This window comes from Tardiphaga sp. (genome assembly GCF_044340795.1).
Taxonomy (GTDB): Bacteria; Pseudomonadota; Alphaproteobacteria; order Rhizobiales; family Xanthobacteraceae; genus Tardiphaga.
The window spans coordinates 1-20,378 of the sequence record NZ_JBIISY010000033.1 but is presented as its reverse complement, the minus strand read 5'-3'; the positions used below and the strand labels follow the sequence as shown (position 1 = coordinate 20,378).

At 62.8% G+C, this 20,378-nt stretch carries 23 protein-coding genes and 1 riboswitch; of the genes, 3 read left to right on the top strand and 20 right to left on the bottom strand.

The features are described 5' to 3' along the window. Window positions 1-109: 109 nt before the first annotated feature. The 18 genes from ACIQ17_RS08035 to ACIQ17_RS07950 all read right to left on the bottom strand — a co-directional run bounded on the left by ACIQ17_RS08035 (window position 110) and on the right by ACIQ17_RS07950 (window position 15,771). Window positions 110-706 (bottom strand): hypothetical protein, encoded by a 597-nt coding sequence (locus ACIQ17_RS08035; RefSeq protein WP_398467210.1) that lies wholly within the window; start codon window positions 704-706, stop codon window positions 110-112. 145 nt (window positions 707-851) lie between these two features. After that, the gene (locus ACIQ17_RS08030; protein ID WP_398467208.1) at window positions 852-1,838 is read right to left on the bottom strand and encodes an MDR family oxidoreductase; all 987 of its coding nucleotides are present in this window, start codon (window positions 1,836-1,838) and stop codon (window positions 852-854) included. Between the two features lie 132 nt (window positions 1,839-1,970). Further along, window positions 1,971-2,483 carry a 6,7-dimethyl-8-ribityllumazine synthase gene (locus tag ACIQ17_RS08025; RefSeq protein WP_398467206.1) on the bottom strand — a complete coding sequence of 171 codons (513 nt, stop codon included), beginning with the start codon at window positions 2,481-2,483 and terminating at the stop codon, window positions 1,971-1,973. An 81-nt stretch (window positions 2,484-2,564) separates the two neighbouring features. After that, window positions 2,565-2,716, bottom strand: a riboswitch (FMN riboswitch). 73 nt (window positions 2,717-2,789) lie between these two features. Continuing rightward, window positions 2,790-4,031, bottom strand: coding sequence for an MFS transporter (locus tag ACIQ17_RS08020; protein WP_398467204.1), 1,242 nt, complete (start codon window positions 4,029-4,031; stop codon window positions 2,790-2,792). Between the two features lie 185 nt (window positions 4,032-4,216). Continuing rightward, on the bottom strand, window positions 4,217-5,596 hold the full coding sequence (locus ACIQ17_RS08015) for a cell wall hydrolase (protein ID WP_398467202.1): 1,380 nt from the start codon (window positions 5,594-5,596) through the stop codon (window positions 4,217-4,219). Between the two features lie 80 nt (window positions 5,597-5,676). Next, window positions 5,677-5,907 carry a hypothetical protein gene (locus tag ACIQ17_RS08010; RefSeq protein WP_398467200.1) on the bottom strand — a complete coding sequence of 77 codons (231 nt, stop codon included), beginning with the start codon at window positions 5,905-5,907 and terminating at the stop codon, window positions 5,677-5,679. Window positions 5,908-6,105: 198 nt separating this feature from the next. Continuing rightward, window positions 6,106-6,846 carry an acetoacetate decarboxylase gene (locus ACIQ17_RS08005; RefSeq protein WP_398467198.1) on the bottom strand — a complete coding sequence of 247 codons (741 nt, stop codon included), beginning with the start codon at window positions 6,844-6,846 and terminating at the stop codon, window positions 6,106-6,108. A gap of 99 nt (window positions 6,847-6,945) precedes the next feature. Then, a complete protein-coding gene (locus tag ACIQ17_RS08000) occupies window positions 6,946-7,242 on the bottom strand; it encodes a hypothetical protein (protein ID WP_398467196.1) in 297 nt (98 codons plus the stop codon). Between the two features lie 210 nt (window positions 7,243-7,452). Beyond that, window positions 7,453-8,169 carry an MgtC/SapB family protein gene (locus tag ACIQ17_RS07995; protein WP_398467194.1) on the bottom strand — a complete coding sequence of 239 codons (717 nt, stop codon included), beginning with the start codon at window positions 8,167-8,169 and terminating at the stop codon, window positions 7,453-7,455. Window positions 8,170-8,309: 140 nt separating this feature from the next. Next, a complete protein-coding gene (locus ACIQ17_RS07990; RefSeq protein WP_398467192.1) occupies window positions 8,310-9,329 on the bottom strand; it encodes a WD40 repeat domain-containing protein in 1,020 nt (339 codons plus the stop codon). Beyond that, the gene (locus ACIQ17_RS07985) at window positions 9,329-10,378 is read right to left on the bottom strand and encodes a CobW family GTP-binding protein (protein WP_398467190.1); all 1,050 of its coding nucleotides are present in this window, start codon (window positions 10,376-10,378) and stop codon (window positions 9,329-9,331) included. The genes ACIQ17_RS07990 and ACIQ17_RS07985 overlap by 1 nt, the downstream gene beginning before the upstream one ends. Before the next feature lie 72 nt (window positions 10,379-10,450). Further along, window positions 10,451-11,287 (bottom strand): metal ABC transporter substrate-binding protein, encoded by an 837-nt coding sequence (locus ACIQ17_RS07980; protein WP_398467250.1) that lies wholly within the window; start codon window positions 11,285-11,287, stop codon window positions 10,451-10,453. Between the two features lie 92 nt (window positions 11,288-11,379). After that, window positions 11,380-12,249 carry a metal ABC transporter permease gene (locus ACIQ17_RS07975; RefSeq protein ID WP_398467248.1) on the bottom strand — a complete coding sequence of 290 codons (870 nt, stop codon included), beginning with the start codon at window positions 12,247-12,249 and terminating at the stop codon, window positions 11,380-11,382. Between the two features lie 2 nt (window positions 12,250-12,251). Next, window positions 12,252-13,010: a metal ABC transporter ATP-binding protein gene (locus ACIQ17_RS07970; protein ID WP_398467188.1), complete on the bottom strand. Its 759-nt coding sequence runs from the start codon at window positions 13,008-13,010 to the stop codon at window positions 12,252-12,254. After that, window positions 13,007-13,228, bottom strand: coding sequence for a hypothetical protein (locus tag ACIQ17_RS07965; protein WP_398467186.1), 222 nt, complete (start codon window positions 13,226-13,228; stop codon window positions 13,007-13,009). The genes ACIQ17_RS07970 and ACIQ17_RS07965 overlap by 4 nt, the downstream gene beginning before the upstream one ends. A 103-nt stretch (window positions 13,229-13,331) precedes the next feature. Beyond that, a complete protein-coding gene (gene crcB / locus ACIQ17_RS07960; protein ID WP_398467184.1) occupies window positions 13,332-13,706 on the bottom strand; it encodes a fluoride efflux transporter CrcB in 375 nt (124 codons plus the stop codon). 132 nt (window positions 13,707-13,838) lie between these two features. After that, window positions 13,839-14,441, bottom strand: coding sequence for a superoxide dismutase (locus ACIQ17_RS07955; protein WP_398467182.1), 603 nt, complete (start codon window positions 14,439-14,441; stop codon window positions 13,839-13,841). 88 nt (window positions 14,442-14,529) lie between these two features. Continuing rightward, window positions 14,530-15,771: an MFS transporter gene (locus ACIQ17_RS07950; protein WP_398467180.1), complete on the bottom strand. Its 1,242-nt coding sequence runs from the start codon at window positions 15,769-15,771 to the stop codon at window positions 14,530-14,532. A 115-nt stretch (window positions 15,772-15,886) separates the two neighbouring features. Here ACIQ17_RS07950 and ACIQ17_RS07945 point away from each other — a divergent pair, with 115 nt between their 5' ends. Next, window positions 15,887-16,411 carry a GNAT family N-acetyltransferase gene (locus ACIQ17_RS07945; protein ID WP_398467178.1) on the top strand — a complete coding sequence of 175 codons (525 nt, stop codon included), beginning with the start codon at window positions 15,887-15,889 and terminating at the stop codon, window positions 16,409-16,411. Window positions 16,412-16,533: 122 nt separating this feature from the next. Beyond that, window positions 16,534-16,974, top strand: a complete 441-nt coding sequence (locus ACIQ17_RS07940) for a DUF2147 domain-containing protein (protein ID WP_398467176.1) — start codon at window positions 16,534-16,536, stop codon at window positions 16,972-16,974. On the opposite strand, the gene ACIQ17_RS07935 is transcribed toward ACIQ17_RS07940, so the two are convergent. Next, window positions 16,975-18,126 carry a DUF3095 domain-containing protein gene (locus ACIQ17_RS07935; protein ID WP_398467174.1) on the bottom strand — a complete coding sequence of 384 codons (1,152 nt, stop codon included), beginning with the start codon at window positions 18,124-18,126 and terminating at the stop codon, window positions 16,975-16,977. It lies immediately after the preceding gene. A gap of 114 nt (window positions 18,127-18,240) precedes the next feature. Then, window positions 18,241-19,491 (bottom strand): aminopeptidase, encoded by a 1,251-nt coding sequence (locus ACIQ17_RS07930; RefSeq protein ID WP_398467172.1) that lies wholly within the window; start codon window positions 19,489-19,491, stop codon window positions 18,241-18,243. Window positions 19,492-19,661: 170 nt separating this feature from the next. Here ACIQ17_RS07930 and ACIQ17_RS07925 point away from each other — a divergent pair. Beyond that, the coding region (locus ACIQ17_RS07925; RefSeq protein ID WP_398467170.1) for a YihY/virulence factor BrkB family protein at window positions 19,662-20,378 on the top strand (717 nt) is incomplete at its 3' end.

Below are 20,378 nucleotides of genomic sequence, written 5' to 3'. Positions count from 1 at the left end.
TGTCGTCGCCCGGCTTGACCGGGCGATCCAGTAGACGCCGATGTCTGCATTAGAGCCCCGACACCTGCGTTTACTGGATCCCCGCATTCGCGGGGATGACAGGCGGTGTTCAATCGGTCGACTTGCGCAGTTCCATCGGTTCGCTCTTGGCCGGTTCGGACTTCACGGCGCCGGTAGAGACCGGATCGAGCTTGCTGCTCTCGACGCGCGGGGTCGAGACGCGGGTCACGGTCTCGCCGCCGGCTGACGCATCGGCCGAACGCGTGCGCATGGTGCGCGGCTGCGACAGCGAGCGGGCCATCAGCATCTGGCCGCGGCCCTGATGGCGGAAATCGCAATAGCCGGTGAAGCCGAGCACGGTGACCGACCCGCGAAAACTGCGTTCGTCCTTCTTTTCCAGATCGAAGCACGGCTCGAAAGGCAGACCCTTGAGCGAGGCGCAGATGTTCTGGCCGCGAACCTGCAGCGTATTGCCCGGCACGCGCATGTTGCGCGCAGCAGCGGTGCCCGAGAACTGCACCGCGCCAGCCGCGCCGCCATCATCGAAAATGCGGCCAGCGCCGCGGGTGCCGTCGTTGCAGGCGAAAGCGAAGACCCTGCCGGAGACGAACTTGCGTGCCTCCTCGGCATTCATCTTCTGGCCGGCAAATGCCGGTGCAGCCACCGTCGTGGCGAGCACCGCCCCCAATACATAACGCGCAACCATGGGATACTCCGAAACAACCGAGCGCGGATCATCACGAGACGTGACGGAGGTCACCCCAAGTGACCGCCAGATGTCTTTACCCGCTGCTTACCATACCAACTGCGGCAACAATGGAGCAGGATGGTTGGTAAAGTCTGAACGTGGTTTAGCCGATCTTTACCACGATTCGCCCGCGGACCTGTCCGGCCAGCACCTTGGCACCGGCATCGATCACGTCTTCAAGCGCGATTTCCTGAGTGATTTCAGATAGTTTTCCTGAATCCAGATCAGTGGACAGTCGGTGCCAGGCCTTCTTGCGCAGGTCGATCGGGCACATGACGGAATCGATGCCGAGAAGACACACGCCGCGCAAAATGAAAGGCGCAACCGAAGATGGCAGGTCCATGCCCCCCGCCAGACCGCAGGCAGCGATGGCGCCGCGATACTTCGTGGAGGCCAGCAGATTCGCCAGCGTGGTCGAGCCGACGCTGTCCACGCCGCCGATCCAGCGCTCTTTCGCCAGTGGCTTGCCGGGTGCGGAGAGCTCGTTGCGGTCGATGATCTCGGCAGCACCGAGGCCCTTCAGATAGCCCTCTTCCGAGGTGCGGCCGGTGGAGGCGATGACATGCCAGCCAAGCTTCGACAGCACAGCGATCGCCACCGAGCCGACGCCGCCGGCAGCACCCGTGACGACCACAGGGCCATCGGCCGGCTTCAGCCCATGATTTTCCAGCGCCAGCACCGACAGCATCGCGGTGTAGCCGGCCGTGCCGATCGCCATGGCGTCGCGCGCGCTCATGCCATCGGGCAGGCGCACCAGCCAGTCGCCCTTGACGCGCGCCTTCTCGGCATAGGCGCCGAGATGGGTCTCGCCCATGCCCCAGCCATTGCCGATCACCTTGTCGCCGGGTTTCCAGTTCGGATTGGTGGAGGATTCCACAGTGCCAGCGAAATCGATGCCGGCGATCATCGGGAAACGCCGCACCACCGGCGACTTTCCGGTCAGCGCCAGGCCGTCCTTGTAATTCAGCGTGGACCATTCGACGCGGACGGTGACGTCACCCTCCATCAATTCCGCCTCGTCGAACTGCGTCAGCGCAGCCGTGGTTCCCTTTTCCGCCTTGTCGATCCGGACAGCCTTGAACGTCGCCAATGCATCACTCCCGTATTCTTGTTTCTGAAATTGAGCTGCCAAATTATGCCGCGCCGAGGAGTGAAACGCCACCCGCAACGACCGGGCAGAAGCCTTGCAGCCCTGCCCGGCCGTTACGGCATGGCAGTGCGCTCACGCCGCCAGTTTGCGAGCGGCCGCGATATTCGCGATCGTCGCGGCACAGGCCGTCGCCGCTTCTGCGCCCTTCACGACAAAATGCTCGCGGAAGAAGCGCAGATGCTCGGCATGTTCGTGAAAATGTTGCGGTGTAAGAACGGCCGACAGCACTGGCACATCGCTATCGAGTTGCACCCGCATCAATCCGTTGATGACGGCTTCACAGACGAATTCATGGCGATAGATGCCGCCATCGACGACCAGCGCCGCGGCCACGATGGCCGCATAGCGCCCGGTGCGTGCCAGCAATTTGGCTTGCAACGGGATTTCGAAGGCGCCGGGGACTTCGAAGAAATCGACATGGCCATCGCTGACACCGCGTCGCGCAAGTTCGGCGACAAAGCCGAGCCGGCATTGATCGACGATATCCTTGTGCCAGCATGCCTGAATGAAGGCGATGCGGCCGCTGGATGATGAAAGTTCGAGAAGAGAGGAAGAGGTCTTGAGGTTTGTCACAGGCTGATTCATGGGTGCTCTCGCTGTTTGAGACCAGAATCAGGACGTACGGTCACACACCGAACCTCCGCTTGACGCGGATGCCCTGCGCATACCCGTTCTCTTTCATCCGGACTATGACCGTCGGCTCCGGCATCGCACCGGATCTGCTGACCCTGACGGCATGACCATCAGGCGCTCGCGGGCTCCCGGACTTGCGCCCGATTACCGCCGGTGGGGATTCTCACCCCGCCCTGAGAACGAAAGGCCGCCCCGATTGGAGCGGCCAATGTCAGTTTCATCGCGAGAGCTCAGCGTGTCAACGCCGGCGAATGCCGATCACGCCGGCTGCGCAACCGCACGCTCCACCGGCTTTTCCACGATCGGCAGATTGATCAGCGCCGACAGCACGCCGAACAGAACCGAGAGCCACCAGATCGGCGTATAGGACCCGAACTTGTCGAACACGAGGCCACCGAGCCAGGCGCCGAGGAAGCCTCCGACCTGATGGCTGAAGAAGGCGAAACCATAGAGCGTGGCCAGCCAGCGGGTGCCGAACATCAGCGACACCAGGCTCGATGTCGGCGGCACCGTCGAGAGCCAGGCCAGGCCGCTGATGGCGCCGAACACCAGTGCCGAGGTCGTCGTCAGTGGCAGCATGATGAAGGCCACCGTCGCCAGCGCGCGGGTGAAATAGATGAAAGAGAGAATATAGCGCTTCGGCAGCTTGCCCTGCACATAGCCGACCGCAAGCGAGCCGATGATGTTGAACAGGCCGATGATGGCAATGACCCAGCCGCCCACCGCCGCCGGCAAGCCGCGGTCGATCAGATAGGCCGGTAGATGCATGGTGATGAAAGCGAGCTGGAAGCCGCAGGTGAAGAAGCCGACCACCAGCAGCACATAGGAGCGATGGCCGAAGGCTTCGACCAGCGCACTCTTGAACGACTGCTCCTGCACCGGTGATGCCGCATTCGATTCCGCCTTCGGCGTCGCCAGCACCAGCGCCAGCGGGATCACGAGCAGCATCAGGAAGCCGAAGGTCGTCAGCGTCGCCTGCCAGCCGGTATTGTCGATCATCGCCACCGTGAACGGCGCAAAGATGAACTGGCCGAACGAGCCGGCGGCGGTGCCGGCGCCCAGCGCAATGCCGCGCCATTCCGGCGGCATCAGCTTGCCGAAGGCCGACAGGACCAGATTGAAGGAGCACCCCGAGAGGCCGAAGCCGATCAGCACGCCGGCGGTGATATTGAGCTCCAGCGGCGTCGACGAATAGCGCATCATCAGCAGGCCGGCCGCATAGAGGACGGCGCCGACACACAGCACGCGGACGCTGCCGAACTTGTCGGCGATCGCGCCGGCAAAGGGCTGGCCGATGCCCCAGAGCAGGTTCTGCACGGCGAAGGCCAGCGCGAACACGTCGCGGCCCCATCCATATTCCTGGCTGAACGGCTGCATGAAGAAGCCGACACTGGAGCGCGGGCCGAAGGTCAGCATGCCGATCAGCGATCCGCAGATCACGATCACCAGCGGCGTGCGCCAGCCGAGATTTGGTCGCGATACACTGTCGATGGCCGCCATGTCGTTTCCCCTGTCCTCATTTCGAGGTGCTGGAGAGATAAATGCATCCGCATGAAAAACCAAGCCTGCAAAGACGCATTGCCGTAGCGCGAATGAGCGGGGCGTGATCCGCGCCACGCATGGCAAGACGCAAAAAGCGGCGCCGGGCATGGCGCCGCTTTTCGCAGGCTGGAGGTAGGCGGGTCTTACGGCTTGTTCTCGGCTAGCTTCTTCGAGATTTCCGCGGTGAGCGCTGGCGTTCCCCAGCTCGGCGCATCGCTGCCGTCGCCCCATTTGCGCGGGCGATAGAACGAGTGAACGCCGGTTTTGTACATTTTCTTCATTTCGCGCACCCAAGACGGATGCACCCAATACGCATGGTAATGCGTGGACTTGCCGACTTCGGGCAGCCACAGCCGGCCATCGAGAGTGGCCGCCGCGATCTTGCGGGCGCGCTCCCACATGTCGGGTTCGCGCACCACATCGGGAATGCCGTCGCAGGCGAAGGTGAACTGGCAGGCCAGGCGGCGATGCTTGTTCTGGTAGACGACACCGCAGGGGGTGGTCGGATAGAAACCGGAGAAGGTGCGGTTCATCACCACCTGCGCCACCGCGATCTGGCCGCGTACGGCTTCACCACGGGCTTCGAAATAGACCGCTTCGGCGAGGCACTTTTCCTGCTTGGCGCGTGCGGCGCCCGTCAGGCCAAGGCGCTCGGCCGGTGTCTTGCCATGATAGTCATTGTTGACCTCGCCCTTCTTGGCGACGCTTTCGCCGGCGTTAGGCCGATCGGCCGGCAGCGGCAACGCGACGGTCTTCTTCATGTCGGGATCAGCGCCCGGGCTCACACCCGGGGTGACGATCATCGGCTCTTCACCGGGCTGCCAGCGCTCCATGGTCTCGGCAGGCGAGCCAAGCGACGAGGCGCCGAAGAACAGGCTCGCGGTCTTAACCGAAAATCCGTCTTTCGGCGGCGCCGGCTCGACGGGAATCACAGCTGCTTCCGGCGACGCATCCTCGGCCGGCTGCACCGGCGCGCCGTTCGAATATTGCGCCAGCGGCGCGGCGTGCAGGGCTTCATCAAGCTCGGGATCGAGCGGCGCATGCGGTGCCGCAGGCGCGCGGTCCGTGGTCTTGGCGCCCTTCACCGATGTGTTGTCCTGAAATGAATCGCTCGCCGGATCTTCGGACATGTCATCCGCCGGCTTGAAGGTCGCGAGACGATCGCCCTTGAGCGTGCGATCCACTTTCGGGAAATCGGCGGCCTCGTAGCGACGCGGCGCCTGCATCAGCGGATTGCGCGTCACCGTTCCGGTGATGTCGTTGGTGTCGAAGCTCGCCAACTGCAGCAATGGACGCGACGTGGTGCCGACCGGACGGCCGAAGGAGAAGGTCGCGACATGAATCGAGGAGACGGCGGAGGCGTAGTTGCGCTGCTGCCAGCGCTCGGTCACGCCCGGCTGACGCGCGAGCAGCGACGCAATGTCCTGATAGCCCGACTCTGTCGGTGCCATCGCAAAGATGCAGAGACCGAGACCGAAGAGCGCACGCTGCGCGCCCTTCGGCCCGTTACGCAGTACTGACATCCGATACGCTCACGCAACACTTACACCAGCATCGATTTGCTCGGGTGCGACTGCACATCCGTACATTTCGATCTGTTTCGTTAGTAAGCAATCAAAGTTGCCGCGCGGTTAATCGACGATGCAGGAACACCACAGGCAAGTGGTGCTTGCATGCGCGCGGATCGTTCAAGAAACGCAGTAAACCGCGGCGTAACGAGAGTGGTGAATTTTGTGTTGACGAAGATGATGAAGAAAAAATAGGCGTTCTTTCCCTCCCCCAAGCGTGGCGTAGCCACGCGCCGTAGGGTCTGGCGGACGCAGTCGTCCGCCATGGTGGATCGAACACGCGGCGTTTGAGACGGGTGGGGTGTTTCCCCACACTCCGACGTCACGTGGGGCGCCCACCCGGCTTCGCTCTTCGAGCTTCGCCGCGGCGCGGCCCCGGCCCTCCCCACTGCGCCGCTTCGCGGCTTGGGGGAGGGAGCACTACTCTCCGAGCATCGCTTCCTCTCGCATTCTCGCGCGAGCGATCACTTCGCCAGATAGTCGAAGGCCACTTCCCCCAAGCCCAGGGTCAGATCGCATTTGAAGTGCAGCGCCGAGACGACCTCGCGCACCGGTAGCCGTGCCACATCGGCGAGCGCATGCGGAAACAGGCCGAGCGCGGCGGGGCCTGACCAGGCTTCTTTCAGAACGATGTCCTCGAGATGATAGCGCACCAGTTCGCAGATACGCGGCGAGCCATCCACATGCGGGATGATCTTCAGAATGAAATTCGGCACCGTCAGCGCATGCATGACTGCGTCGAGATCCGCCTGGCGGTGCTTGTAGCCCATGGTGCCCGACGCGCACAGCACCGAGCCATAATGCAGCGTGCCGACCAGAACATCGCTTTCCACGACGATCTTCGGCGTCGCACGCTTCTTCGGAAATCCCCACAATTCGCGGCCGCCGGCTATCGGTGCGTCGTCATCGAGATACATCGAATGGATGTACACGCCATCCACACCATCGAAGCGCACCGGGATGGCCTGCCCCGTCTCGGTGTAGTCACCGAAGCCGGTGGAATCCGGCATCCGGATGAATTCGTATTTCACGACGGGATCGGTCACCTGGAGCGGCTCGGGCACGACAGCAGCCAGCGCTTCAGGATCGGTACGGTAGGTGATGATAAAATATTCGCGGTTGAAAAAACGGTACGGCCCGCGCGGGAATGACGGGTTGGTCAGCGGCATCGAATAGGCATCGCGCCGGATGTCGTCGATCTTCATGGCAGCCCCCAAAGTCAGACAGTGACGTTGGGGGTACTATGACTACGCTGCATGAAGCTTGCGAGACCAGATTGCGAGCAGTCCGTGCGCTCCGCGTGGCTACTTCGCTGGAATCGGCGGCGCTGTCTTCTCAGCGGGGGCCGGCGGCAGTGCCGGCTTGGCGCCTGCATCTTTCGCATCTGCATCGGGCCGCGCCGGTTGCGGCGGCGTCTCGTGCGGCCGCTGTCCGGTGGTCGACGGCTCTGCAGGCGCTGCGGGCTTGTTCTGGGCGCCAGGCGATGACTGCAACGGCTGTGTCGCCTGGGCCAGGCGTGCCGGCGGCGGATCCAGCGTCAGCCGCGCCCATGCCGATGTAGACATGCCTGCAGTCGCGGTTACTGCAATGGCAGCGATCATGAGACGTGTCCGGAACAGTTGCGCATTTGTCGAGATCATGGCGTCCACCGCAGGGTTCATTTGCGGTGACAACGGACGCGCCGGAGCAAAAGTTCCCGCGCGAAAACGCCGCGAGGGTCAGATCCATCTTCGATGAATCAGACCCTCGCACTTTTTCTACTGGAGCATGATCTTATCCGGAAATCGGAAGCCACTTTTCGGGATCATGCTCTATTCCTTGGTGCTGGAATCCCAAGTGGCATTCCGCACGCCGGCATGGCTCTCCAGCTTGACCAGCACCGCGTCGAGTTCCTTGGGATCGACGGCGGTCGACACCAGCGTTGCGACGATCTCCCGCTGCGTCTCAGTGAGCTCGTTCACCTCGACATCGCCGACGGGATAGCTGGCGGCCTCGAGCGCCTCCTGCAACCGCTCGCGCATCTCGGAGACTGCATCGGGCACCACCGTGAGGCGGACGTAGTAGGTGACTTCCGACGACTGGGCATCAAGCGGAGTGCGATTGATCGCATTGACCAGCGGCCGCAGCAGCGTGTTGCCGGCGAGCACGAACACCGTCAGTGCGATCGCCTGCGCGATCATGTCCGCGCCAGCGCAGGAGCCGACAGCGGCGGAGCTCCACAAGGTCGCAGCCGTATTGAGGCCGCGGACATTGGTGCCCTCTTTCATGATGACGCCGGCGCCAAGGAAACCGATGCCGGACACCACATAGGCGATCACCCGCACCGCACCGCCGGAGCCATCGAGCTTCATGGCGAGATCGACGAAAGCCGCGGCACTCACTGCCACCAGCACATTCGTGCGCAGGCCCGCGGTGCGCTGGCGATATTGCCGCTCGGCGCCGATCAGCGTGCCCAGCACAAAGGCCGCAGCCAGGCTCAGCAGCGTGTCAAAGAAATCCAGCGTCTGGAAGGTTGTGAGGAAGCGCATGGTTTTTCATGCGTACAGGAGATGACGGGGAGATGACAACCTCCCCTATTACATCGTCATGCGAAGAGCGGAGCGACGAAGCAATTTAGAAAACCACACGCGAAGGACTGGATTGCTTCGCTACGCTCGCAATGACGGGGTTATACCGCCAGCAACCCCGCATCGCCCTGCTGATCCGCAAAGGCGAGCAGCGAGCCGCGGGCATTCCAGGCCAGTGCGGTCACCGGCTCGCCCTTGTTGGCGCGGACCAGAATCTCGGCGCCATCGACCAGGCGGACCATCAGCACGGTGCCGTTGCTGTAGCCGCAAGCAAGGATGTCCTGCTTGGGGTGGCAGGCGACGGCGGTGACCTTGGCCTGCAGCGGCGCCAGCATCGCCGGCTCCTTGCCCATGGGGCCGTCCTTGGTGGTGAACGGCCAGACGATCACCGTATCGGCACCGGAGGTCGCAAGGCCCTTGCCGCCAGCCGTCCAGGCGATCGAGCGCACCCGGGCGGGATAGCCGGTCATGCGCATATGCTTGCCATCGGCCAGGCGCCAGCCATGCAGCGCCGGCTCGTGCATCGTGGTGACGAGGAATTTGTTATCGGGGCTGAAGATCACGCCGAGATGCGAGCCTTGCCATTCCAGCACCTCGGCACTGCCGGCCATGTTGGGAAACCACAGCGTCACGCCATTGTAGTGCGCGATGCCGAGCCGCAGTCCCTTTGGTGCGAAAGCGAGGCCGCCGACGGTGGACGGCACTTCGAACGACTTCACCTCGCCCTTCGGTGCTTGCACGAAGGCGGTCTTGCCGACCGACCACGCCACCGCGCCATCGGGGTGCAGCGCGACATTGTCGATCCAGCGCCGCTTGGCGTCGGTGGCGAAAGTCGAGACCGTACCGGCCTGATCCAGTACCAGCACCTTGCCGTCATCGGAGCCCATGACGACGCGCTTGCCGTCCGAGATCGAGCACAGGATGCCGCCGAAGGCGACCTCGACCGGGGTCGCACTGCCATCGGGATCGACCAGCGTGACCTTTTCCTCGGCGCCGACAAAGGCGGCCTTGTCACCGAGGAAATGCACGGCCGAGACGGCGGCGCCGATCGTCACCCCGACCACGCGATCGGTGACGGAGACGATCGACTCTTGCTCCTTGAGCGGATTGAAGTCGGACATCAGGCGGGAATGACGTTAGCGAAGCCGTCGCGGATCATCTGCTCCGGCAGTTCGCGACCGATGAAGACGAGACGGCTTTCGCGCTTCTCGTCATCCTTCCACGGCCGCTGGTGATCACCTTCAAGCATCATATGCACGCCCTGGAAGACATAGCGTTCGTCATCGCCGTTGAAGGAGATAATGCCCTTGGAGCGCAGGATCTTGCCGCCTTCCTTGGCCATCAGGTCCTGCAGCCAGGGCATGAAGGTGGAGGGATCGAGCGCCTTGTCGGTGCGCAGCGACAGCGATTGCATGTCCTCGTCGTGATAGTGCTTCAGGCCATGGTCATGGCCGTGATGATGGTGATGATCGTGCCCGTGGTCGTGATCATGATGGTGGTGATCGTGGTCGTCGGCCTCGAGGAAGGCTGGCTCGATCTCGAGAATACGATCGAGATCGAAGGCGCCACGGTCGAGCACGTCTTCCAGCTTCACCTGCGCACGCTGGGTGCGGTGCAGTTTTGCATAGGGATTGATCGCGCGGATGCGGGCTTCGACTTCGGCGAGCTCCGGTGCCGTGACGAGATCGGTCTTGTTCAGCACGATGACATCGGCGAAGGCGATCTGGTTCTTGGCTTCCGGCGCGTCCTTGAGGCGGTCGCTCAACCACTTGGCATCGGCCACGGTGACCACGGCATCAAGCCGCGCATTGGCCTGCACGTCTTCATCGACGAAGAAGGTCTGCGCGACTGGCGCCGGATCGGCGAGGCCCGTGGTCTCGACGATGATGGCGTCGAACTTGCCCTTGCGCTTCATCAGGCCTTCGAGAATGCGCACGAGGTCGCCGCGCACGGTACAGCAGACGCAGCCATTGTTCATCTCGAACACTTCTTCGTCGGCACCGATGATGAGGTCGTTGTCGATGCCGATCTCGCCGAATTCATTGACAATGACGGCGTATTTCTTGCCGTGGTTCTCGGTGAGAATGCGGTTCAGCAGTGTCGTCTTGCCGGCGCCGAGATAGCCGGTCAGCACGGTCACGGGAATTTTTGAGGAAGCCGCAGTCGTCATCGCAAATGTTCTCCAAACAAAGACCTCATCCCGAGAGGGGATCTCGAAGGATGAGGCGATTGGGAGCGCGGCCTATGGGGTCAGCGCGCCCGCCAGCGTCTTTATATTGTGCCTGACCATGGCAATGTAAGTGGGTGCATCGCCGTTTTCGGCGGTCAGGCTGTCCGAATACAGCGTTCCGCCGATCTTTGCACCGGTCTCCGCGGCGATCCGGCGGATCAGCCGGGGGTCGCTGACATTTTCCAGAAACACGGCGGGGATCTTCGCCTTGCGGATCTGGGTGATGATGCGGGCCACATCGCGCGCCGACGCCTCGGATTCCGTGGAGACGCCCTGCGGCGCCACGAACTGGATGCCATAGGCGCCCGAAAAATAGCCGAAGGCGTCGTGGGTCGAGATGACCTTGCGCTGGGCTTCGGGGATATCGGCCACCGCGGCCCTTACATCGCTTTCCAGCACCAGGAGCTTGTCGAGATAGGCTTCGGCATTGGCCTTGTAGACCTCCGCACCGGCCGGATCGGCCGCGGCCAACGCGTTGCGGATATTGCGCACATAGATCCCGGCATTGGCGACCGACTGCCAGGCATGCGGATCATCATGCCCATGATCGTGCTTGCCGCCGTGATCGTGGCCACCCTCGTCCGCTTCGCGCGGCTTGATGCCCTGGGTGGCGGTGACGACGGTCGCCTTGCCGCCCGCGGATTTGACGAGGCGCGGCAGCCAGCCTTCGAAGCCGAGGCCATTGACGAAGACCAGCTTGGCCGAGGTGATGGTTTTCGCGTCTGCGGGCGTCGGCGTATAGACATGCGCATCGCCATTGGGGCCGACCAGCGTGGTCACGGCGACCCGCTCGCCGCCGACGCTGCGCACGAAGTCACCCAGGATGGAGAAACTGGCAACGACGTTCATCTTGTCCTGCGACCAGGACGGCGTGATCGACGAAACGAGCAGCAGGATGGCGCCGAGCACCGCGCCGCAAGAATTACGCAAGGACGTCACGATCAAGCCTCAAGATGTCGGCCCGGAAACAGCTGCCTGAGCAGTCCGGACACGCTGCCGAAGAAGAGTGAAAACACATACAGACCCGCGGCAACGAGAATGATCGCCGGGCCGGACGGCACCTTGGTCTGGAACGAGAGCACGAGGCCGCCATAGCCGGAGATCATCGCGCTCACGACGGAGATCATCATCATGCCCGTGATGTCCCGCGACCAGAACCGCGCAATGCCGGCAGGCAGGATCATCAGGCCGACCGCGAGCAGCGTGCCGAGCGCGTGAAAGCCGTTGACGAGATTGACGACGACCAGCGCGAGAAACGCCAGATGCGCCGGCGCGCCCGCGCGCGAGACGGTGCGCAGGAAGACGGGATCGACACATTCGATCACCAGCGGGCGATAAATGACGGCCATCACCGCGAGCGTGATCGTGGCATTGAAGGCGATCACCAGCAATGTCTGATCATCAAGCGCGAGAATGTTGCCGAACAGGACGTGCAGCAGATCGATATTGGTGCCGCGCATGGAGACGATAGTGACGCCGACGGCGAGCGAGACGAGATAGAAGGCCGCAAGAGACGCATCTTCCTTGATCACCGTCACGCGCGAGACGAGGCCAGCGAGCAGTGCCACCGAGAATCCGGCGATCAATCCGCCAAAAGTCATCGCAAATAGATTGAGCCCGGAGAACAGGAAGCCGATCGCAGCGCCGGGCAGGATCGCATGCGCCATGGCGTCGCCGACGAGACTCATCCGCCGCAGCATCAGGAACACGCCGATCGGTGCGCCGCCAAGCGCGAGCGCGATCACTCCGGCAAGTGCGCGCCGCATGAATTCAAAATCGATGAAAGGCGCAATCAGCGCGTCATAGAGCATTGTCACGCCGCCCGCGATCGCTCGTGGTCGGCCACGCAGGTGCCGGCCGTGTCGTCGAACGCCTCACACATGCGCCGCGCCTCGAGCAGATTGTCGGAGGTGAGCACGTCGCCCGTCTTCCCCCACGCCACCGCGCCTCGCGCGAGCAGCAATGTCTGCGGGAAATGAGCCCGCACCATTTCCATGTCGTGCAGCGCCGCAAGCACCGTGCGCTGCTCGCCATGCCAGCGCTGCACTAGTGCGATCAGGTCCATGGTGGTCTTGGCATCGATGGCGTTGAACGGCTCGTCGAGTACGATCACGTCGGCATCCTGCAGCAGCACGCGCGCGAACAGCATACGCTGCATCTGGCCGCCGGACAGCGTGCCGATATTGCGGTTTTCAAACCCGTTGAGACCCACGGCCGCCAGCGCCTGCGCGATCTGCTCGCGCGCTTTCTTGCCAAGCCCACCAAAGATGCCGGTGGTGCGCCACAGGCCGGTGCCGACGAAATCGAACACCGAGATCGGGAATGTGCGGTCGATATCGGCGCTCTGGGGCAGATAGGCGATGTCGCGCTGCTTGATGCCACCCAGGGCGATCTTGCCGGACAGCGGCTTGAGAATACCGACGATGCCACGAAACAGCGTGGATTTGCCGGCGCCATTCGGTCCGACCACGGCGAGCAAAGCGCCCTGGGCCACCTCCCCATTCAGGTGGTGCACCGCCGGATGGCGATCGTAGCCGAGGGTCACGTCGCGAAAACTGAGTTGTGCCGTCATGACGGCCTCATCGCCAGCAGGACCACTGCCCAAAGCCCGGCGGAGACCACGAGTGCAGCCGCAAGCCGACCGGGCAACGACATGCGCAGGATCGACCAAGGCGATGGCTGGGCTGGATGCGGGCTGGCCGGGTCATGGCTGTGATGGGCATGGCCATGTGCATGGCTGTGGTCGTGACCGTGCCTATGGTCGTGATCATGGGAATGCGCATGCGCCATAGGGCCGGAACCGGTGCGGCGGCCAAAAGGCCAATGAAAACAGGGCGCCAAACGGCGCCTCGCCTGCAATCTATGTTACACTATAACGTAACGCAAGGGATGGTCAGGCCAGGTGGCGTACCAACGCCAGGCCGGCGAACAGACCGGCAATGGACAGCACGACGGAGCCGAGCACGTAGGCCAGTGCGAGGCCGAGTTCGCCACGCTCATAGAGCAGCGCCGCATCGAGAGAGAAGGCGGAGAAGGTGGTGTAGCCGCCGAGGATACCGGTCATCAGGAACAGCCGCCATGGCTGCGAGGCCTCCCCCTTGAAGGCGAGATAGCCGGCGATCAGGCCCATGACGGTGGAGCCGGTGATGTTGATGATGAACGTCCCCCACGGAAAACCGGGGGCCATACAGCGCGCACAAGTGAGATTGATGAGGTGACGCAGGGTGGCACCGAGGCCGCCGCCGATGAAAACCAGTGCGTATTGCATGAAGGGTGAGGTCCGTTGGTGAGGCCGTGACCGTAGCGAAGCGATGGAGCGGTGCAAGCCCTTGCGCTCGCCAAACGAAAAGGGCGGCAGCTTTCGCTGCCGCCCTTCCCTGCGTCACGGACGCGAATGTGATCAGGCGCCGGCCTTGCCGTACAGCTCGTCCACATAGTCCCAGTTGACGAGATTGTCGACGAACGCCTTGAGATAGTCAGGGCGACGGTTGCGGTAATCGATGTAGTAGGAGTGCTCCCAGACGTCGACGCCAAGGATCGGGGTCGCGCCGTGCACCAGCGGGTTTTCGCCGTTCGGGGTCTTGGAGATTTCGAGCTTGCCGTTCTTGACGGCGAGCCAGGCCCAGCCCGAACCGAACTGGCCGGCACCGGCAGCGGCGAAATCAGCCTTGAACTTGTCGAGACCGCCGAGATCCTCGTCGATCTTCTTGGCCAAACGGCCCGGCAGCTTGTCGCCACCGCCATTCGGCTTCATCCAGTTCCAGAAATGGAGATGGTTGTAGTGCTGGCCGGCATTGTTGAAGAGTGCGGCATTCTTGCCGAACGAGCCCTTCACGATCTCTTCGAGCGACTTGCCCTCGAATTCGGTGCCCTTCAGCAGGTTGTTGCCGTTGGTCACGTAAGCCTGATGGTGCTTATCGTGATGGAATTCCAGCGTTTCCTTCGACATATACGGCGCGAGCGCGTCATGAGCGTAAGGCAGATCGGGAAGCGTGAAGGTCATGGGGTCAAGGTCCACGTTAATGGGGGAGTTGGCTTAACGGGAACCTTTATAGAAGGTTCCCGTTCTCTCGCCCACCCTCTCATTTCATTCAGGCGGCGCTTGGCACCACCGACGGGACGGCATCACGTCGCACCGGCGGCTTCACATTCATCAGCATCTGGAAGCATCCCGCGATCAGGCCGATGATGACGGCCGCTTGCCATGCACGATCGTAAGTGCCGAGATGCGAAAAGATCATCCCGCCCCCCCAGGCGCCCATGAACGAGCCAGCCTGATGGCTGAGGAAGGCGATGCCGGTCAGCGTTGCCATGTAACGCAGGCCGAATAGTTGAGCGACGAGGCCGTTCACCAGCGGCACGACACCGAGCCAAAGCGAGCCAAGGACAGCAGCGAAAACGAGTGTCGTGGTCGGGGTCGCCGGGAAATAAAAATACGCGGCAAGCGCAAATGAGCGCGCGATGTAAATTCCGCCGAGCAAAATCTGCTTCGGATAACGGCCGCCGAGCCAGCCAAACGCGTAGGAGCCGAACACGTTGAAGAGGCCCACCATCGCCAGCGCCGTGGCACCGAGCGACGGATCGAGGCCGCAGGTGGCGAGATAATTCGGCAGATGCGTAGTGATGAAGACCAGCTGCAGGCCGCACACGAAAAACGACAGCGACAGCACGATATAGCCGGAATGGCCGAGGGCAGATTGCACGACCTGGCCGAGCGACTGCGGGAGTTCGTCGCTTGGCGCGCGTTCGATCTTGTCGGACTGGCCGGCCAGCAAAGCCGCCGGGATCATCACCGCGGCGAGACCGAGAAAGCCGATCAGCGCCACCTGCCAGCCGGCAGTGGAAATCAGCGTCTGCGCCAGCGGAGATGCGATCACGAGACCGAGCGAGCCCGCCGCCGACACCGCGCCCATGGTGACGCTGCGCTTGGCCGCGGAAACCGAGCGCGAGGCAACGGTCATCGTCATGCTTGAGGCCGTGCAGGACAGCGCGAGGCCGACACACAGGCCCGCACCAAGCGTGAAATAGAGCGGCGTGGTGGCGAACAGCATGAAGACGAGGCCGGCCGCATAGATCAGCACGCCCGAGATCATCACCCAGCGTGTGCCGAAGCGATCCGCAATGGCGCCGACAAAGGGCTGCGAAATGCCCCACATCACGTTCTGCAGCGCTGTGGCCAGCGAGAAGTCGGCGGTGGTGATCGCGGTGTCACGCAGGATCGAGGGTTGAAACAAGCCGAAGCTCTGGCGCATGCCCATGGCCAGACTGAGCAGCGTCGCCGCGCCGGCCAAAATTGCCCAGCGTTGATATTTGGAAAGCTCCGCCTCGGTCATCCTACAGCCCTTGGTGTTCCTAGAAAATTATTCTCACATAAGCATCGGATTCGATAAGTTTCTACCCGTTGGCCACTCTATAAGGCTGCACCGGACGCAGGGGTCATCAGCAGAAATGAGCATCGAAATCGAAATCGTGACGGGCGACCCGGCCTGGCCGCGCGTCAAGCCGTTGTATGACCTCGTTTGGCCTCCCGAGACCCTCGCGCAACTGTCCTGGGCCAATGTGGAATTCGCGCATGCTGACCTGCGGGTGATCGTCGAGGCCGACGAGCAGCCAGTCTGTCATGTCGGATTGTATCGCCGCACGGGAATCTGGCGAGAGCGCCCGATCCGGATCGGCGGCATCGGCGGCGTGCTCACGCATCCGGATTTTCGCCGTCAGGGGCTCGCCAGCATCGCGATCGATGCGGCCCTGCATACACTGCGCGACGAGCGCTCGAATGACTTCGCACTGCTGTTTTGCGATCCCGACATGGCCGGCTTCTATACGAGCCGCAACTGGAAGCCGTATCTCGGCGAGGTGTTCGCCGAACAGAAAGGCGAGCGCATCCGCTTCGACGCCATGCAGCCGCTGGTCTACTACCTCAAACGAGCGCCGCATGAAGGGGAACTGGACCTCTGCGGCCTGCCGTGGTGATCACCAGCATGACCTGATCAATTCTCGTTAATTGCGACAATTTCGCTTTACCCTGGCGTCTCACGGCAATTGCGCGAATCCGTTTTCTTGCTATGCAAGCCGCCTGATCCGAGGAGAACCGCATGTCCATCCGCACCGCTGTCATGACCGCTATGCTGGGTGTCGCACTCGCCACCCCTGCACTGGCGCAGGCCGGCGGCGATGTCGGCGGCGTGTGGCAGACCCAAGCCGGCGACGCCAATGTGCGCGTCAGCAAATGCGGCACGCAACTCTGCGGCGTCATCGTCTCGCTGCGTGACAAGATCGATCCACGCACCGGTCAACCGCCGATCGATGACAAGAACCCCGATCCGAAGCTCGCCACGCGCTCGATGATCGGCGTTCATCTGTTCTTCGGCATGAAGCCCACCGGCGCAAACAGCTGGTCGGGCCAGATCTACAATGCCGATGACGGCAAATATTATGTGAGCAATGTCTCGCTGGCCGGACCAAGCACATTGAAGGTCGAAGGCTGCGTCGGCGCGCTCTGCGGCGGCGAGAACTGGTCGCGCGTTGGCCGCTGATCAGGCCGGCATCGCCTTCAGTGCGGTCGCTGCAGAGGCATAGCCGCCGCGCGCACCATCGATGAAATGGACGTGATCGCTACGCAAGGCTGATGGCGTAAAACACGTTATCATCGCTGCGTCCTGCCGATGCAGGCCATAGCGCACCACGCCATCCGACGCGGCTTTTGCCAAACGCTCCGCAAGTTCGCGCTCGAGTTCCGGCGTGCAGTCGAGGATCATCCGAAGCCCATCGTCATACTTCCGGAAATCCGAATTCTCGACCAGCTCTTTCAGATAGGTCTGCGGCACGAAGCCGGCGCAGCTGATGCCGAAACGCATCAAGACATAAGCAAATAGAGTCCGGATCATCACCCAAAGCCGAAACCGCGCGCGCGAACGCGCCCCGCGCCCGGCCCGCACCTCGAGCTCCATCCCTTGCGGCGGCCATGAAATATGAGGTCCACCAGCAGGTACCGGCCGCGCCGCATCCGGGCTTCGTTCGACCAGCGCGATGACATCCTCGATGACGCGGCGGAATCCGGACGGATCATCCGATGACCGCGGCACGATCAGCACGGAGAGGATCAGCCCCTGCGCGGATGGCATTTCCTCGAAGCGGCACGACAGGCCGGTGAGATCAGGATAGCTGCCGGCGGGCGCTGGCGTGACGGCATAGTCGCCACGCTTCATCGCAGCTTCCGCCCAGCCGAGACCGCCACCGGCGAACATGGCGTAGGAGACGTTCTTCGACGGCGCAAACCGCGCGACGCGGACATCGAGACCCTGAGCACGAATATTCGCCAGCGGCACCAGTGCGACCCGCATACTGAGATCAAGGTCAGCCTTCACCCAGGTTGCCGTCGCTGCGAGAGCATCGCGGGCGCGATCGAGATCGTCAGGGGACACCGCAAAGCTGGCACCATCGCCGCCGAAGACGAACGGGAATTCGCGACCGTCGAGCGCATTGGTGATCGCAGCGATAACAGCCGCGCCGGCCATGTTCACGGTCTTGTAGCGCCGCTCCGCGATCGCTCTGGTGGAATCGACGATGTCGGCGACGCCGATGATCCAGTCGTCAGGCAGTGGCGCATAAAGCGCCGGATCCATCAGCCGTGTGAAGTCGCGGAAGACCGGGATTTTTGTGTAGAAAGCACTGCCGTCAGAGCTCATTTGCGCGAATTTCCTGCGGCAAGCTTGCGGCATCACAGCGGCCGCCTTGCGGCAGGGACGATAGCACGGCTTGCGTCAAAACCGTGGCCTTCAGCCCTGCCATTGCGCGTCTGTTCAGGCCCACTCGCCCTTGCGGAACACCGGCACCCGGCGACCATCTTCATGGACGCCATCGATGTCGATCTCGCCGGAGCCGATCATCCAGTCGATATGGATGAAGCTCTTGTTGCCCCCCTGCGCCGCGATCTGCTCGGGCGTGAGCTTGTCACCGCCGACGAAGCATTTCGAATAGCACTGGCCAAGCGCGATGTGGCAGGCGGCGTTTTCGTCGAACAGCGTGTTGTAGAACAACAGACCGCTGGCCGAGATCGGCGACGAATGCGGCACCAGCGCCACCTCGCCGAGCCGGCGCGAGCCTTCATCGGTATCGAGCACCTTGTTGAGAACAGCTTCGCCGCGCGAGGCTTTCGCCTCGACGATCCTGCCATCCTCGAAACGCACCGCGATCTCCTCGATCAGCGTGCCTTGATAAGAGAGCGGCTTGGTGGAGCGGACATGACCGGACACACGCGCGGCATGTGGCGTGGTAAAGACTTCCTCGGTCGGGATATTGGCGTTGCAGATGATGCCGTTCTTCGCGGTGGAGGCACCGCCTTCCCACTCGTGACCATCGGCGAGGCCGACAGTGAGATCAGTGCCCGGTCCCTTGAAATGCAGCGCATGGAAGCGCTGGCCGTTCAGCCAGTCGGTGCGAGTGCGCAACGCTGCGTTGTGCTTCGTCCAAGCGCCGATGGGATCGGCATTGTCGACACGTGAAGCCGCAAAGATCGCTTCGGCCAATTTCTGCACGGCGACGTCGTCTTCATCGCCAGGGAAAACCTGTTTGGCCCAGGAGAGCGTGGGATAGGCGACAATGTTCCAGTTGATATCGAAGCCGGCGATCTTCTGCAGCGCCGGCTGATAGGCGATCGAATTGGCCTTGCTGGCCCGCGAGACCTTGGCCGGATCCTCGTTCGACAGCAGCATCGGATTGTCGCCGACAATGGCGAGACGTGCAGTGTTGTTGCCGAGCGCCTTGGCCATGCCCTCATAGAGCCAGCCGGCGGCGCGATCGAAGGTGTCGTCATGGCCATGGCGATAGCGCGCCAGGGTCATCTCCTCGTCGGAGAAGAACGGCGTCACCAGACCGGCACCCGCCTTGTAGGCGTGTTCGGCGATCTTGCGCACCAGCGGCAGCGCGGCGGCAGGCGCCGTCAGCAGCAGGTCCTGTCCCGGCGCCAGTTGCAGACCCACTTTGACAGCGACTTCGGCAAGCCGGTCGAGCTTCACGGGATCGACGGTGGTGGGGCGCTGGTGAATGGTCATGCGGGGCCTGTTCGATGGATGATCGGTGACCGCGAATGTAGGGAATGCGGCGGTGATTTGCCACCGGCGACGTGCAACAGCGTTTATGCAACGTTCTGGCTTTTGCGCGTTATATATCCGAAGCTCGCACACGGCCGGCCGATCTGGCGAAGCCGCTGACCAGGTGGACTGTGAGGCAGATACGCATCGCCTTCGATATCGGCCTTGACGCCTTTTATCGATTTCTCGCCGATGACGGCTGGGCGATCGCCAGCCATATCGCGCTCTCCACGCTGATGGCGCTGTTTCCGTTCCTGATCGTGCTGGCCTCCCTCGCCGGCTTCTTCGGCTCCAAGGATCTCGCCGACCAGGCGGTGAACCTGCTGCTGGAGGTCTGGCCGGACCAGGTGGCGGGCGCGCTGTCATCGCAAATCCATGACGTGCTGACGACGACACGCGGCGATGCGCTGACCATCGGCCTCGCGCTCGCGCTCTATTTCGCCTCCAACGGTGTCGAGAGCCTGCGCGTGGCGCTGAACCGTGCCTATACAGTGATCGAGCCGCGACGCTGGTACTGGCTCCGGCTGGAATCCATCGGCTACACGCTGATCGCCGCGGTGACGGCACTGCTGCTCGCCTTCCTCATCGTGCTCGGTCCTCTGGTGCTTGAGATCGTGCGGCGCTACGTGCCGCTGGTGATCGAGAACAACGAACGGCTGCTGACGTTTGCCCGCTACGGCATCACCATCGTCGCCATGGTGATCGCGCTGGTGATCCTGCACACCTGGCTGCCCGCCGGCCGGCGCACGTTGCTGCAGATCATGCCCGGTATCGTCTTCACGATGCTCGCTTCACTGGCATCGGGCATCGGCTTCGGTCTCTATCTCGCGCGCTTCGCCACCAATTAC

What these genes read in the sequence shown, in the direction of transcription:
- ACIQ17_RS07945 (WP_398467178.1), top strand. Translation starts at nt 15,887, where the DNA reads ATGAGCATCGAAATCGAAATCGTGACGGGCGACCCGGCCTGGCCGCGC.
- ACIQ17_RS07935 (WP_398467174.1), bottom strand. Translation starts at nt 18,126, where the DNA reads ATGAGCTCTGACGGCAGTGCTTTCTACACAAAAATCCCGGTCTTCCGC.
- ACIQ17_RS08020 (WP_398467204.1), bottom strand. Translation starts at nt 4,031, where the DNA reads ATGGCGGCCATCGACAGTGTATCGCGACCAAATCTCGGCTGGCGCACG.
- ACIQ17_RS07990 (WP_398467192.1), bottom strand. Translation starts at nt 9,329, where the DNA reads ATGTCCGACTTCAATCCGCTCAAGGAGCAAGAGTCGATCGTCTCCGTC.
- ACIQ17_RS08005 (WP_398467198.1), bottom strand. Translation starts at nt 6,846, where the DNA reads ATGAAGATCGACGACATCCGGCGCGATGCCTATTCGATGCCGCTGACC.
- ACIQ17_RS07995 (WP_398467194.1), bottom strand. Translation starts at nt 8,169, where the DNA reads ATGCGCTTCCTCACAACCTTCCAGACGCTGGATTTCTTTGACACGCTG.
- ACIQ17_RS08000 (WP_398467196.1), bottom strand. Translation starts at nt 7,242, where the DNA reads ATGATCGCTGCCATTGCAGTAACCGCGACTGCAGGCATGTCTACATCG.
- ACIQ17_RS07955 (WP_398467182.1), bottom strand. Translation starts at nt 14,441, where the DNA reads ATGACCTTCACGCTTCCCGATCTGCCTTACGCTCATGACGCGCTCGCG.
- ACIQ17_RS08010 (WP_398467200.1), bottom strand. Translation starts at nt 5,907, where the DNA reads ATGGCGGACGACTGCGTCCGCCAGACCCTACGGCGCGTGGCTACGCCA.
- ACIQ17_RS07980 (WP_398467250.1), bottom strand. Translation starts at nt 11,287, where the DNA reads ATGAACGTCGTTGCCAGTTTCTCCATCCTGGGTGACTTCGTGCGCAGC.
- ACIQ17_RS08015 (WP_398467202.1), bottom strand. Translation starts at nt 5,596, where the DNA reads ATGTCAGTACTGCGTAACGGGCCGAAGGGCGCGCAGCGTGCGCTCTTC.
- ACIQ17_RS07965 (WP_398467186.1), bottom strand. Translation starts at nt 13,228, where the DNA reads ATGGCGCATGCGCATTCCCATGATCACGACCATAGGCACGGTCACGAC.
- ACIQ17_RS07930 (WP_398467172.1), bottom strand. Translation starts at nt 19,491, where the DNA reads ATGACCATTCACCAGCGCCCCACCACCGTCGATCCCGTGAAGCTCGAC.
- crcB (WP_398467184.1), bottom strand. Translation starts at nt 13,706, where the DNA reads ATGCAATACGCACTGGTTTTCATCGGCGGCGGCCTCGGTGCCACCCTG.
- ACIQ17_RS07970 (WP_398467188.1), bottom strand. Translation starts at nt 13,010, where the DNA reads ATGACGGCACAACTCAGTTTTCGCGACGTGACCCTCGGCTACGATCGC.
- ACIQ17_RS07975 (WP_398467248.1), bottom strand. Translation starts at nt 12,249, where the DNA reads ATGCTCTATGACGCGCTGATTGCGCCTTTCATCGATTTTGAATTCATG.
- ACIQ17_RS08035 (WP_398467210.1), bottom strand. Translation starts at nt 706, where the DNA reads ATGGTTGCGCGTTATGTATTGGGGGCGGTGCTCGCCACGACGGTGGCT.
- ACIQ17_RS07950 (WP_398467180.1), bottom strand. Translation starts at nt 15,771, where the DNA reads ATGACCGAGGCGGAGCTTTCCAAATATCAACGCTGGGCAATTTTGGCC.
- ACIQ17_RS07940 (WP_398467176.1), top strand. Translation starts at nt 16,534, where the DNA reads ATGTCCATCCGCACCGCTGTCATGACCGCTATGCTGGGTGTCGCACTC.
- ACIQ17_RS07985 (WP_398467190.1), bottom strand. Translation starts at nt 10,378, where the DNA reads ATGACGACTGCGGCTTCCTCAAAAATTCCCGTGACCGTGCTGACCGGC.
- ACIQ17_RS08025 (WP_398467206.1), bottom strand. Translation starts at nt 2,483, where the DNA reads ATGAATCAGCCTGTGACAAACCTCAAGACCTCTTCCTCTCTTCTCGAA.